This is a genomic window from Clostridium fessum (assembly GCF_027698965.1).
Taxonomy (GTDB): Bacteria; Bacillota; Clostridia; order Lachnospirales; family Lachnospiraceae; genus Otoolea; species Otoolea fessa.
Window position 1 is genome coordinate 97782 of sequence record NZ_JAQEQF010000010.1, and the last position, 12483, is coordinate 110264.

The 12483-nt window shown below is 49.3% G+C and carries 11 protein-coding genes; 9 read left to right on the forward strand and 2 right to left on the reverse strand.

From position 1 onward, the window contains the following. Nucleotides 1-267 precede the first annotated feature (267 nt). From PG862_RS12530 to PG862_RS12540, 3 genes are all read left to right on the forward strand, one after another. Complete coding sequence (locus PG862_RS12530; RefSeq protein WP_270707604.1) at nucleotides 268-1410, forward strand: M20/M25/M40 family metallo-hydrolase; 1143 nt, start codon at nucleotides 268-270, stop codon at nucleotides 1408-1410. A gap of 408 nt (nucleotides 1411-1818) precedes the next feature. Next, the gene (locus PG862_RS12535; protein ID WP_270707605.1) at nucleotides 1819-2088 is read left to right on the forward strand and encodes a hypothetical protein; all 270 of its coding nucleotides are present in this window, start codon (nucleotides 1819-1821) and stop codon (nucleotides 2086-2088) included. 59 nt (nucleotides 2089-2147) lie between these two features. Next, nucleotides 2148-2423 (forward strand): hypothetical protein, encoded by a 276-nt coding sequence (locus tag PG862_RS12540; RefSeq protein ID WP_270707606.1) that lies wholly within the window; start codon nucleotides 2148-2150, stop codon nucleotides 2421-2423. Between the two features lie 109 nt (nucleotides 2424-2532). Here the strand turns inward: PG862_RS12540 and coaBC are convergent, their stop codons facing one another. Continuing rightward, entirely contained in the window at nucleotides 2533-3726 is a 1194-nt protein-coding gene (coaBC, locus tag PG862_RS12545; RefSeq protein ID WP_270707608.1) for a bifunctional phosphopantothenoylcysteine decarboxylase/phosphopantothenate--cysteine ligase CoaBC, read from the reverse strand. A 601-nt stretch (nucleotides 3727-4327) separates the two neighbouring features. On the opposite strand from coaBC, the gene PG862_RS12550 reads away from it, so the two are divergent. Together PG862_RS12550 and PG862_RS12555 are read left to right on the forward strand one after the other, a co-directional pair. Further along, the gene (locus PG862_RS12550; RefSeq protein ID WP_107001715.1) at nucleotides 4328-4951 is read left to right on the forward strand and encodes an ECF transporter S component; all 624 of its coding nucleotides are present in this window, start codon (nucleotides 4328-4330) and stop codon (nucleotides 4949-4951) included. 6 nt (nucleotides 4952-4957) lie between these two features. Beyond that, entirely contained in the window at nucleotides 4958-5722 is a 765-nt protein-coding gene (locus tag PG862_RS12555; protein WP_118293762.1) for a type III pantothenate kinase, read from the forward strand. Between the two features lie 389 nt (nucleotides 5723-6111). Here the strand turns inward: PG862_RS12555 and sstT are convergent, their stop codons facing one another. Continuing rightward, nucleotides 6112-7335, reverse strand: a complete 1224-nt coding sequence (sstT, locus tag PG862_RS12560) for a serine/threonine transporter SstT (protein WP_270707610.1) — start codon at nucleotides 7333-7335, stop codon at nucleotides 6112-6114. A gap of 369 nt (nucleotides 7336-7704) precedes the next feature. Between sstT and PG862_RS12565 the strand changes: the two genes are divergently transcribed. From PG862_RS12565 to PG862_RS12580, 4 genes are all read left to right on the forward strand, one after another. Further along, entirely contained in the window at nucleotides 7705-8214 is a 510-nt protein-coding gene (locus tag PG862_RS12565) for a QueT transporter family protein (protein ID WP_022359584.1), read from the forward strand. A gap of 225 nt (nucleotides 8215-8439) precedes the next feature. Next, complete coding sequence (gene murC / locus PG862_RS12570) at nucleotides 8440-9831, forward strand: UDP-N-acetylmuramate--L-alanine ligase (RefSeq protein WP_270707614.1); 1392 nt, start codon at nucleotides 8440-8442, stop codon at nucleotides 9829-9831. 548 nt (nucleotides 9832-10379) lie between these two features. Next, the gene (locus tag PG862_RS12575) at nucleotides 10380-11444 is read left to right on the forward strand and encodes a DnaD domain protein (RefSeq protein ID WP_118293765.1); all 1065 of its coding nucleotides are present in this window, start codon (nucleotides 10380-10382) and stop codon (nucleotides 11442-11444) included. Then, the gene (locus tag PG862_RS12580) at nucleotides 11431-12423 is read left to right on the forward strand and encodes an ATP-binding protein (protein ID WP_118482233.1); all 993 of its coding nucleotides are present in this window, start codon (nucleotides 11431-11433) and stop codon (nucleotides 12421-12423) included. Before PG862_RS12575 ends, PG862_RS12580 begins: the two co-directional genes overlap by 14 nt. The last annotated feature ends 60 nt before the right edge of the window (nucleotides 12424-12483 follow it).

A 12483-nucleotide genomic window follows, 5' to 3' on the forward strand; every position in this document is an offset into this window, starting at 1 on the left:
AGTCGAGAAGACTCCCACCTCTTCAGGTGGTGAGTAATAGCAAATTTGTCTCACGGACGTTCGACTTGAAATTAAAATTTTTTGTATTTTTAGTATAACAGATTTTTCAGCGAATATAAAAAAGAATATGAAAGTACATTTAAAAATTTCCGCGTTGCTTACAATCATGTTCCGGTGTATAATACACAAAACAGAGAAAAATAGTAGGAATTAGCGGGAGAGTAAAAAATAGATAGAAAAAAGAATGGAAAACAGGAGGAAGTCATCATGGCACAGATTGAGATAAACGAAGCCCGCATCCGCGCCGAATTCGGCGAGCTGGCGCGGATCGACTCAGAAAGTTTCGGGGAACGCGAGATGGCGGATCGCTTGAAGGAAAGGCTCGCAGAGCTGGGAATCCAGGCAAAGGAAGATGACACAGCCGAGAAAATAGGAGGCAATGCGGGAAATCTGTTTGGAACGTTAAAGGGCGGACTGTCTGGCCCGCCGATCCTTCTGTCCGGGCATATGGACACGGTCGCGCCGGGAATCGGAAAGAAGCCGGTTTTTCATGAGGACGGAACCATCACTTCGGATGGAACCACCGTGCTTGGCGCGGACGATCTGACCGGGGTAATCGCCATCTTAGAAGGCATCCGTGCCGTGCAGGATGCGGGAATCCCGCACCGGGATATTGAGATTTTATTTGCGGCGGCGGAAGAGCCGTTCACAAGAGGAAGCTCGGAGTTCGATTTCAGTCAGGTGAAAGCGAGGGAGTCGTATGTTTTAGATGTGACCGGACCGGTCGGAACAGCAATCCTGCAGGCCCCGACGATCCTTTCCTTTGAGGCGGCAGTCAAGGGGCGCGCAGCGCACGCTGGATTTGAGCCGGAGAAAGGCATCCACGCGATTCAGACGGCGGCCCGCGCGATTGCCGCATTAAAGCTGGGGCACGTGGATGAGGAAACAACCCTGAATGTGGGCTTGATTTCGGGCGGTTCGGTTGTGAATGCCGTGCCGGAACTCTGCACCTGCCGGGGCGAGATCCGCAGCTACAGCCATGAAAAGGCAATGGAGACCCTGGAAGATGTCCGTGCGGTGTTTGAAACCGCCGTCAAAGAGGCGGGGGCAGAGCTTTCCTTCACACACCGCCTCCATGTCAAAGCCTTCCATCTGGAACCGGACGCGCCGGTGGCAGTTCATTTTGCCGAGGCCTGCCGCACCCTGGGAATCGAGCCGAAATTCGGCAGCACCTTCGGCGGCAGCGACGGAAACACGATGATGCAGCACGGAATCCCATGCGCGGTGCTTTCCTGCGGTATGTACGATGTTCATTCCGTGCGGGAGTATGCGAAGGTGGGGGATATTGTGAATGGGGCGAGATTGATCGCGGAACTGATTACGCAGGGGCAAGAAGCGAGTATAGAGTAAAACTGAAAAATGTTGACATAGCCGAACGGCTTTATTATTTCACCAAAACAATTATATAGCCGTTCGAACAAAAAATAGGGTGATTTGGAATGAAAATAACATCGACAAGCGCTGAATGAAATGTCCATCCAGCTTATGGAAGAAGGATATCCAAAGGCAAGGGATATTCGAGAGCAGATATTAAAAGAGGGCGGATATTCTCATTTATAAAAGTACCTTTTCATTTTGGTAGAGTTATTTTTGTAACTATTTTGTAAGAAAAGCAAGAAAATGTCTATATATTTTGGAACATAAATCTGATATTATTAGAATAAATAAGAGACATGTCTGGTTTTGCAAAAATAAAGAGAGGTTGCTGTTTTGTGAGATTTCAGCCCTGTCAGGATAGTGAATCGAGAGGTGATCGATATGAAGAAAAAATTCTGGCTGATATTATACCATTTAGGCGGTTCGGTGGTACTTTTATTGTTACTGTACACGTCTCTTCAAGGCTTGACAACGGTGACCTTATGTTTAGCGATACCGGTATTGGTAGCAAGTATTATGGAGGCAAAATTTGAATGGAAATTTTTACGAGAGAATCCGGAAATCAAAAAGGATAAAACCTATCGGATCGCAAAAACACTCGGATATCTTTGTGGTCTTATTTTGGTGGTAGGAGTATGGCCTCGTCATTAGAACATTTTTGCTTAATAAAAGACTCTGTTACACTTGGATTGAATCGAGAGGTGATCGATATGAAGAAAAAATTCTGGCTGACATTATACAATTTAGGCGTCTCTATTTTATTCTTACTGTCATTGTACAGTTATGCAAAAGGCATGGCAGGCTTTTCTTTATTTTTAGCGCTGGCAGTTTTTGGAGAAATTGCGGCAAGGGCTTTTATTGAATGCAAATACTTGCAGGAGAGTCCAGAGATAAAAGAGGATACAGCTTATCGAATCACGAAAGTATTGCGATTGCTTTCTGAAATTATCTTGATCATAGGAGTATGGCGGATTCGTTTTAAATAGCCACATTCTAAAAATAACGCTTATGATATATTCCATATTCAATGAAAGAGGAGGCATCCGTCCATCAACCTCGGTTGCTTCCTCTTTCTCTATCTATTTCAATCAAAATCTATTTCATCATATCGCGTAAAACCGTCAATATCTCCATCGCCGCCGCTTCCTTACTCATCTGCTCCAGATGGCGGGTCTGCTGCTTATCGATCAGCGTGATGACGTTTGTATCGGTGCCGAATCCGGCGCCGGCTACCTTTAAGTTGTTGGCCGCGATGAGATCCAGATGTTTGCGCTCCAGCTTGCCGCGGGCACGCTCCTCCAAATTAGAAGTTTCCATCGCGAAGCCGCAGAGCAGTTGTCCTGGGCGTTTATGTGCTCCAAGCCAGCTTAAAGTGTCTTCCGTGCGTTCCAGTTTTAGACTCAGATCATCATCGGATTTTTTGACTTTTTCGTCTGAAACGACTGCCGGACGGTAGTCAGCGACGGCTGCCGCCTTGATGATGATGTCCTGTTCCTCGCTCCGGGAGGTAACTGCCTCGAAGAGGTCGTGCGCGCTCTTAATGTGGACAGTGTTGACAAACGGAGGTGGAGTCAGCGAGGTTTGTCCGGTGACGAGTGTCACATCGGCGCCGCGCAGCATCGCCATCCGTGCCAGGGCGTATCCCATTTTTCCCGTTGAATGGTTCGTGAGGTAGCGCACCGGATCGACAGCTTCCTGGGTCGGACCGGCGGTCACAAGGATCTTCTTTCCAGCGAGATCCTTCGGGTAGGCGATCGCGCGGAGAATATATTCCAGGATCAGCCCCTCATCCGGAAATTTGCCCTTTCCGGAATCGCCGCAGGCGAGCAGACCGCTTGCCGGTTCGATGATGGTAAAGCCGTAATGTTCTAACAGGCGGAGATTATCTTGGGTAATAGGATTCTCATACATCCGTGTGTTCATCGCCGGAGCAATGATGCGCGGGCACTGGCAGGCTAAGAGCGTGGTCGTCAGCATATCATCGGCAAGTCCGTGTGCCAGTTTGGCACAGACGTTAGCGGTTGCCGGTGCGATGATCGCCAGATCCGCTTTTTTAGCCAGTTCGATATGTTCTACCTCAAATTTAAAATTCCGGTCAAAGGTGTCCGTCAGGCATTTATTGACGGTCAGGGTCTCAAAGGTAAGCGGTGTGATAAATTCCATCGCATTTTTAGTCATAATCACGTGTACATCCGCGTGCTGTTTCTTTAAAAGGCTGGCAAGGTTCGCCGCCTTGTATGCGGCGATTCCGCCGGTTACTCCCAAAATAATCGTTTTTCCAGTTAACATAATATATATCCTTTCGGTTTGTACTCTGGTTTTCTGGGTCATTTTCGAACAGCATAGCATCTGGAGGAAAAATTGTAAACCCTTTTTGGCTTCCGTTCTCTGTTGGGGCTTTGGTAAGCGCACATAACAGGAGAGGAAAGAAACATGTATTTTGTGAAAAGACAATAAAAAACAGCACATATTCTGGTAGAATTGTTGGTTGTATGTTGAAAAGTGATGTGATATAGTGTGGAGGTGTCTGCTGGCTGACCTGGTTTTCACTGGATGTGAACAGGGACAGGCGGCAGCAGTTGTATTGTATCCCATAGAAAACAGGCACCGAACGTGCTGGCAGCAAATCTGCGGAAAGCGGCAGAAGAAAGAAACTTCTGCCGGAATGTGCGTATCTGCATACGGATCTGTATCTGAGATGGAGAATCATACCGGAAGAGACGGGGAATTAAAATGCCCTGGCTCGCGGCTTTTCTGGATGGTATCGCCGGAAAGAACGGAATTTGTAAGGATTTTATGCACATGATATTGGCGCAGGTGAGCGGCAGGCTGGTGAACAAAAGGTGCAGCAGGTTTTCAAACCGGGAATAATAACAAGGAGGAAAATTTCATGAACACAACAAACAACACATCTAAACTTGTCATCTTAGGTCTTATGACCGGCATTCTTCTGCTGATGGCGTACACCCCCCTCGGATATCTGAATATTGGGCCGCTGGCGATTACATTTAATGTGATTCCGGTTGCGATCGCGGCGATCACGCTGGGACCGGCAGGCGGCGCAGCGATCGGTGCAGTTTTCGGCATGACCAGCTTTTTACAGTGCATCGGCATCGGCGGCAGCAGTGCGATGGGCGCGATGCTTTTCAGCATTAACCCGTTTCTGGCATTTGTGCAGAGATTCGTTCCACGTATGCTGGATGGTCTTCTGTTAGGCTACATTTTCCAGTTTGTACGCCGCAGAACCGATGCGTACATGGCAAGTCTGGTAACCGGATTCTGTTCCGCGTTTTTAAATACAGTTTTCTTTATGACGGCTTTAGTCGTTCTGTTTGGCAATACCGAATATATGCAGGGGCTGATCGGCGGAAAAAATATCATCCTGTTCGTATGCGGTTTCGTAGGAATCAATGCAGTATGCGAGATGGTATCGTCCACAATCATCACCGGTGCAGTCGGCGCAGCGCTTTACCGGGCAAAATTTGTACCGGCTCTGGAAAAAAGCAGGGGGTAAGACAGTATGATTTTGGCATTGGATATCGGAAATACGAATGTGGTTCTCGGTTGTATTGAGGATGGGGAAATCCTCTTTACCGAGCGGATGGCGACAGACAGCGGGAAAACAGAGCTTGACTATGCGATTTCCCTGAAAATGGTGCTGGAGCTGCGGGAAATCAAGGTAAGTGAGATCACCGGCGCGATCATCGGTTCGGTAGTACCGCCGGTTACATCCTTGATGCGGGAGGCGATCCGCAAGGTGACGGGGCAGGAAGCTCTGGTCGTCAATGTGGATATGAATATCGGCCTGGAAGTGCTGATGGACAATCCGTCCTCCGTCGGTACTGATCTGATCGTCGGTGCCGTCGCGGGAATCAACCGGTATCCGGTGCCGCTTATTCTGATCGATATGGGAACGGCAACCACCATCTGTGTGGTGAATGAGAACAAGCAGTACATCGGCGGCATGATTCTGCCGGGAATAGGTGTATCGATGAATTCCCTGACCAGCCGGACCGCCCAGCTTCCGCGCATCAGCCTTGACCCGCCAAAGCGCCTGATCGGCAAGAATACGGTTGAATGTATGCAGAGCGGCGCTCTCTATGGCAATGCGTCCTGCATCGACGGCATGGTAGACCGGATTGAAGAGGAACTCGGCCAGAAAGCCACCGTTGTAGCCACCGGCGGTCTTGCCAGAAAAATCATTCCGCTGTGCCGGCATCAGATAGAATTAGATGATGAATTGTTATTGCGGGGGTTGTGGATTATCTATAAGAAGAATAAATAAGATAAAAGCGGCTGGAAAAAATCTAGCCGCTTTTAAAATGCAATTAAAAAAGATGCAGAAGCACAAATATAGTGCGAGTGATTAATTTCTGTGTTATACTGATACAGCTACCACCCCTAGACAGGTGCGGAAAGGGGGTGTACTGTGTGGGAGGAATACTGTCATTCGTGCTCTCTGTGATAGCCAGCATTGTGGCTTACTATATTTGTAAGTGGCTGGATGGAGATGAGTAGGTAGCAAAGGTTTAAGCCTCCTTTTCAAAAAAGGCGAGCCCCCGGTGTCAGCACACACCGGGGGCTTTTTGTGTACTCTGTGAGTACTGTCATTCGTTTGCCTATTGGCATTATAGCATATGGAAAAATTGATTTCAATATGCATATAATATAATTTTAATAGGTAATCTCCCGTCCTTCTTTTCTCCACTCCCTAAACTGTGCCGCTGCGGAAAGCAGAAGATCGCAGGAAGAGTTGAGTGCTGTCTCGACCGAATCCTGTACTACACCGATGATAAATCCAACACCGATGACCTGCATGGCGACATCGCTGGAGATGCCAAACAAGGAGCAGGCAAGCGGAATTAAGAGCAGGGAACCACCGGCAACACCGGATGCGCCGCAGGCGGAAAGTGCCGACAGGACGCTTAAAATGATGGCGGTCGGAATATCCACCGGAATTCCCAGTGTATTGGCTGCCGCCAGCGTCATGACGGTGATGGTAACAGCCGCACCGTTCATATTGATGGTCGCACCGAGCGGGATGGTAACAGAGTAGGTATTTTTGTCCAGTCCCATTTCCTCGCAGACTTCCATGTTGATCGGGATATTTGCCGCTGAGCTCCGGGTAAAGAAGGCGGTGACCGCGCTTCGTTTCAGACACTTGAAAATCAGCGGGAACGGGTTTTGGTGGATGCACCAGTATACGAGAATCGGGTTGGTTACGAAGTAGATAAACAGCATCGAGCCAACCAGCACGGCGAGAAGCCGTCCATATTCGGTAAATACCTGTAAACCGTTGGTGGATACAGTGTCAAACACAAGTCCGAGAATACCGAACGGGGCAAAGTTGATGATCCAGGTAACAACCTTGGACAGTGCCGCCGCAAAATTGTCCATAATTTCTTTCGTGCGTTCGCTGGCGCCGCGCATCGCCACGCCGAAGAGAACCGCCCACGCCAGGATACCGATGTAGTTTGCCTCTGCGATGGAGGTGATCGGGTTCTTTACGACATTTAATAAAAGTGTCTGCAGGACTTCTGCGATTCCCTGCGGGGCAGAGGTTTCTTCTGCAGCCTGTGCAAGTGTCAGGGTGATCGGGAACAGTTTACTTGCGACGACCGCGATCACAGCGCCGAGCAGTGTGTTGAACAGGTAAAGGCAGATAACGGTGCGGATGATGCCGCCGTGGCTCTGCTTTGCCTGGCAGAGGGAACTGATAACAAGGAAAAATACGAGCAGGGGCGCGATGCCCTTTAATGCGTTGACAAATAGATTTCCAAGGATTGAGAGTCCGACTGCCTGCGGAATCACCATTCCCAGAACAGCGCCGAGAATCATGCCGCCCAGAATTCGTTTAGGCAGGCTGATGGCTGTCCAGCGTTCGTAGAGTGCTTTCATAAAATACATACTTCCTTTGTGATGATGAAATGGGGTTGACGAGTGTCGGGGAGCTGAGTTAAATGTGCAAATGCAATATCTCCCGAATGATCCAACTGTCTGTGCAGCATCCGGCACAAAATCACGTAGATTCTATTATACAGGAGATAGAAAGAAAGGGAAAGTGCTTTTTTATGGCAAAGTGGTAGAACTTGCAGTGGCGATAAGCGAAAAGAAAACTTGTATTTCTATCTGCTCTATGTTATACTCATACCCGTTGCAAAGCCCGCAAAAACAAGGTCTTACAGGGCTGCCGCCGATTTCCGGCGTAAAATGAATCGAGTGTTCGTGACCTTCCACTCGTAAAACAAAACTAAAGGAGAATTGAATATGAAAGAAAACAACCTGAAAAACACGTATTTTCTGGCGTATGGTGCGGCGATCGCGGCCATCTACGTAGCGCTGACGATGGCATTCCAGCCGATCAGTTTCGGACCGGTGCAGTTCCGTATTTCGGAAGCACTCTGCATCCTGCCGTTCTTTACCCCGGCAGCGATTCCGGGACTCTTTGTCGGATGCTTTTTATCCAATCTGTTCTGCGGGGCAGCCGGACTGGATATCGTATTCGGAAGCCTGGCAACCCTGATCGGGGCAGTCGGCTCCTATGCGCTCCGCAAGAGTAAGGTTTTGGTATGTGTACCGCCGATCCTGGCTAACACGATCATTGTACCGTGGGTGCTCCGGTTTGCATACGGCTCTGAGGATCTGATTCCGTTCATGATGCTGACCGTCGGGATCGGCGAGGTGCTGGCAATCGGTGTGCTGGGAAGCATTCTTCTGGCGGCGTTAAACCGTTATAAAACCATGCTGTTCGGCAAGTGTCTGGCAACGGGACGCTAAGAAAAAGACATAACTTAAATGATATAAAAGATGCATGTTACAGACGGATCGCAGTGCGATGGCTGGCGTGTATCTTTTATTTTTTTTTGCCTTATATTGACAATTTCATGTAAAAGAAGTTAAATTAAAAGGACGTGAAAACACAATGCCTCGCGGTTCCATATCGTTTTTCTATGGCGTCTGCGAAAACAAAAACCGCCTGCGGCGGGGAAGGAATGCACAAATATGAGTGAGAATGTATATCAGATTGATTTTAATAAACCAGAATCCGTCCATTTCATCGGAATCGGCGGTATCAGCATGAGCGGACTGGCAGAGATTTTGATGGACGAGGGATTTACCGTGTCTGGCTCGGACGCACACCGTTCGGAGCTGACCGATAACCTGGAGGCGCGCGGCGCGAAGGTATATATCGGACAGAAAGCGGAGAATATCCAGGATGGCATCGATGTGGTAGTCTACACGGCGGCGATTCACCCGGATAACCCGGAATTTCAGGAAGTAAAACGGCGCGGCATCCCGATGCTGACCCGTGCGGAACTCTTGGGCGAGATGATGCGGAACTATAAAAATGCGATCGCGATTGCCGGAACACACGGCAAAACGACGACCACTTCGATGGTGACGGAAATTTTCTTGCAGGCGAAAAATGACCCGACGATCTCGGTCGGCGGCATTCTTCCGGCGATCGGCGGCAACATCCGTGTCGGCGGACCGGAATTTTTCGTGACGGAGGCGTGTGAGTATACCAACAGCTTCCTATCCTTCTACCCGACGATGGCGGTCATCCTTAATATAGAAGAAGACCATCTCGATTTCTTCAAGGATCTGGCGGATATCCGTCATTCTTTCAAGTTGTTTGCCGAGCGCGTACCGGCTCAGGGCGCGATTGTCATCAACGGCGATATCGAGAACTATCAGGGGATCATAGAAGCGGCAAAAGGCAAGGTTATTACTTTTGGTCACAGCCGCGGCAACGATTACAGTGCCGGTGATATCCAGTATGACGATTACGCGCATCCGTCCTTCGATCTTTATATCGGCGGTGAGAAGAAAGAGCGCCTGACGCTCGGTGTGGCAGGTGAGCACAATGTATACAATGCGCTGGCAGCCATCGCTGTTTCCCTGGAAAATGGCATCTCCATGGACGCCATCCGCGTGGGACTGGCACATTTTACCGGAACCAACCGCCGGTTCGAAAAGAAGGGTGAGGTAAATGGATTTACCATCATCGACGACTATGCGCATCATCCGCATGAGATCGAGGCTACCTTAAAGACGGCGCAGAACTATCCACACAAGACACTCTGGTGCATTTTCCAGCCGCACACCTACACGCGGACGAAGGCATTTCTGCCGCAGTTTGCCGAGGCGCTCTCACTGGCAGATAAAGTCATTCTGGCGGATATCTACGCGGCGCGCGAGACGGACACGCTCGGCATCAGCTCAGAGGATATCGTGAAACTTCTAAAAGAAAAAGGAAAAGAAGCATGGTATCTGCCGACGTTCGATGAAATAGAAAAATTTGTCATGGAACATTGTACACAGGGCGACCTGTTGATAACCATGGGCGCCGGAGACGTTGTAAATGTAGGGGAAAACCTCCTTGCGAAATAGATGCACTCCCAGAGTACATATAGTTATCCACATTATCCACATAGTTTTCAACATATTATGTAAAGGAACTATGTGGATTTTTTGCGCCTAAATGCGGAAATGGGGAAATGCCGAAAATGTTGATAAAATAAGGATTTTGTCGGAGGAAGGGTTATTTTTTGAGGATTTTTGAAGGCTTTTTCCACATTATCCACATTATCCACAATCAAAATAGTGGAAAAATTGGTCTAAAAGTGTCGGCCGCGAACCATAATTAGGAGTATTTCATTTTAAAAAAAGGTATGTTATGATAGGAACAGACGCAGTGAGCCTGTGATAAATGGATGAAAACTGTCTTGCCCGGAGCAAAATTGTGGAAAAGTCCGGAAACAAAATCAAAACGGTGGAAAAGTAAGAAAACAGGAAGATTTTGATGGAACAAATAGAGAATATTTCAAAATAAAAGTAAAATACAGCAGTTTGAATGGTTTACACAGCCGCAGGCTGCTGATAGATAAATGGTAACAGGAAATGTGAGGACACAGAATGGCTAAGAGGGAAGTTAGACGATGGGAATAGGACTCAAAAACCGGCTGGCGGTGGGCGCGACGCCGGTTCCGGACGTATTTATTGATACATATATGGCGGGAGCCAGTGGAGAATATGTGAAGGTATATCTGTACCTGCTCCGCCACCAGCAGGAGGAAGTCTCGATCGGACAGATTGCGGACGCGCTCAATCACACGGAGGCGGACGTGCAGCGCGCGCTGGCATACTGGCAGAGAGCCGGGGTGCTGGGAACGGAAGTCGGTGAAGAGGCACAGCGATCGTTTCAGGAGACGCCGGGACAGCAAATTTCGCCGGTTTTTGCTTCAACGGAATCCCTGGCGGGCGCTGGTTCCTTTGCGCCATCTACAAAAACTGCCGCGCGGGAAGCCGCAGCCTGCGATATGTCACGCCTGACCTCGGATGAGTCGTTTAAGCAGCTCATTTATATTGCCCAGCAGTATTTAAACAAGCTGCTCACACCGACGGACTGCCAGATTCTTGGAAATCTCTATTCGAATCTGGGATTTTCCGGGGAATTGCTGGAATACCTGATTGAGTACTGCGTGCAGAACCATCACACCAGCCTGCGCTATATGGAAAAGGTGGCGCTCGGCTGGCATAAGCGCGGCATCAAGGATGTGGAACAGGCGAAAGCGAGCGGCAGGGGCTACACGAAGGGTTCATTCGCGGTTATGCGGGCGATGGGGCTTTCGGACCGGAGCCCGGCGGAGGTCGAGAGTGAATTTATCGAAAAATGGTTCTGGGAGTACGGTTTCACGCGCGAGCTGATCGTCGAGGCGTGCAGCCGCACGATCCGGCAGATACATAAACCGTCGTTTGACTATGCAGACAAGATCCTGCGGGATTGGAAAAATGCCGGGGTCAAGAGCTTCCGGGATGTGTCAGAGCTAGATAAAAAACGGAAGGAAGAAGGCGGGGCGAAGCGCCGGCAGGCGTCTGCAGGCAGCAGCCGTTCTTCCAACCGGTTCCACAATCTGGAGGAACACGGATATGATTACGACGAGATGGTATGGAGCATGATAAACGGAGCGCAGAAGACAGGAGGGGACGATGGCACTCAGTAATTCGCAGTATGAATCGATCATGCGTGTTTATAACCGGACACAGCTTCAGAAGAAACATGAGCTGGACGCGCGGGTTGACGAGGTCTATGAGAAAATACCGGCGGTCCGGGAGATGAACGACGCGATCGCCGCCGCGGCGGTCAAGAGCGCGAAAGAGCTTCTGGCGGGCGATGCGGACGCGGTGAAACGTCTGCGAGGGACAATCGCAGACCTGAAAGAGCAGCGCCAGGTGCTGATGAGCGCCTACGGCTATCCGGCGGACTATCTGGAAATGCAGTATAATTGTCCGGACTGTAAGGATACCGGGTACAAAGACGGCATAAAATGCCACTGTTTCCGTCAGCGGGAGATCGATCTGTTATACGCCCAGTCGAATATCCGGGAAGTGCTGGAGCGGGAAAATTTTTCTCATTTTTCCTATGATTATTTTGATGACACGAAGATCGATCCGCGTAGCGGCAAGACTGCCCGCGCATATATGGAGCAGGTGACGGCGTTCTGCCACCGCTATGTGGACGGATTTAAAGAAGAAAAGGGAAATATCTTATTTACCGGAAAAACGGGGCTTGGAAAGACGTTTTTAAGCAACTGCATCGCGAAAGAGCTGATTGAGCGCTGTTTCAGCGTCGTGTATCTCCCAGCGGTGGAGATGTATGAGATATTTTCAAGGGACCGCTTCGCAAATGATGCGACCGATGAGGATCGCGACCGCTCCCAGTATTTATTAGAGTGCGATCTGCTGATCATCGACGATCTGGGGACGGAACTGGTGAATACGTTTACGACTTCCCAGCTCTTCTATGTGGTCAACGAGCGCTTAAACCGGAAGAAAGGCACGATCATTTCCACCAATCTGCCGGTCAATGAGATGCGCGACGAGTTTACCGATCGCGTCATGTCACGGATCATAAGCCAGTATCAGATCATTCCGCTCTACGGCGAGGATATCCGGATACGAAAAAAGCTGGAAAACCGGTAATGGGTTGACTTATAAGGGACATAATGATATAAAAGAGACGTTAGAATGCGCTAACATATG

What these genes read in the sequence shown, in the direction of transcription:
- PG862_RS12535 (WP_270707605.1), top strand. Translation starts at nt 1,819, where the DNA reads ATGAAGAAAAAATTCTGGCTGATATTATACCATTTAGGCGGTTCGGTG.
- PG862_RS12575 (WP_118293765.1), top strand. Translation starts at nt 10,380, where the DNA reads ATGGGAATAGGACTCAAAAACCGGCTGGCGGTGGGCGCGACGCCGGTT.
- PG862_RS12555 (WP_118293762.1), top strand. Translation starts at nt 4,958, where the DNA reads ATGATTTTGGCATTGGATATCGGAAATACGAATGTGGTTCTCGGTTGT.
- coaBC (WP_270707608.1), bottom strand. Translation starts at nt 3,726, where the DNA reads ATGTTAACTGGAAAAACGATTATTTTGGGAGTAACCGGCGGAATCGCC.
- PG862_RS12550 (WP_107001715.1), top strand. Translation starts at nt 4,328, where the DNA reads ATGAACACAACAAACAACACATCTAAACTTGTCATCTTAGGTCTTATG.
- murC (WP_270707614.1), top strand. Translation starts at nt 8,440, where the DNA reads ATGAGTGAGAATGTATATCAGATTGATTTTAATAAACCAGAATCCGTC.
- PG862_RS12580 (WP_118482233.1), top strand. Translation starts at nt 11,431, where the DNA reads ATGGCACTCAGTAATTCGCAGTATGAATCGATCATGCGTGTTTATAAC.
- sstT (WP_270707610.1), bottom strand. Translation starts at nt 7,335, where the DNA reads ATGAAAGCACTCTACGAACGCTGGACAGCCATCAGCCTGCCTAAACGA.
- PG862_RS12565 (WP_022359584.1), top strand. Translation starts at nt 7,705, where the DNA reads ATGAAAGAAAACAACCTGAAAAACACGTATTTTCTGGCGTATGGTGCG.
- PG862_RS12530 (WP_270707604.1), top strand. Translation starts at nt 268, where the DNA reads ATGGCACAGATTGAGATAAACGAAGCCCGCATCCGCGCCGAATTCGGC.
- PG862_RS12540 (WP_270707606.1), top strand. Translation starts at nt 2,148, where the DNA reads ATGAAGAAAAAATTCTGGCTGACATTATACAATTTAGGCGTCTCTATT.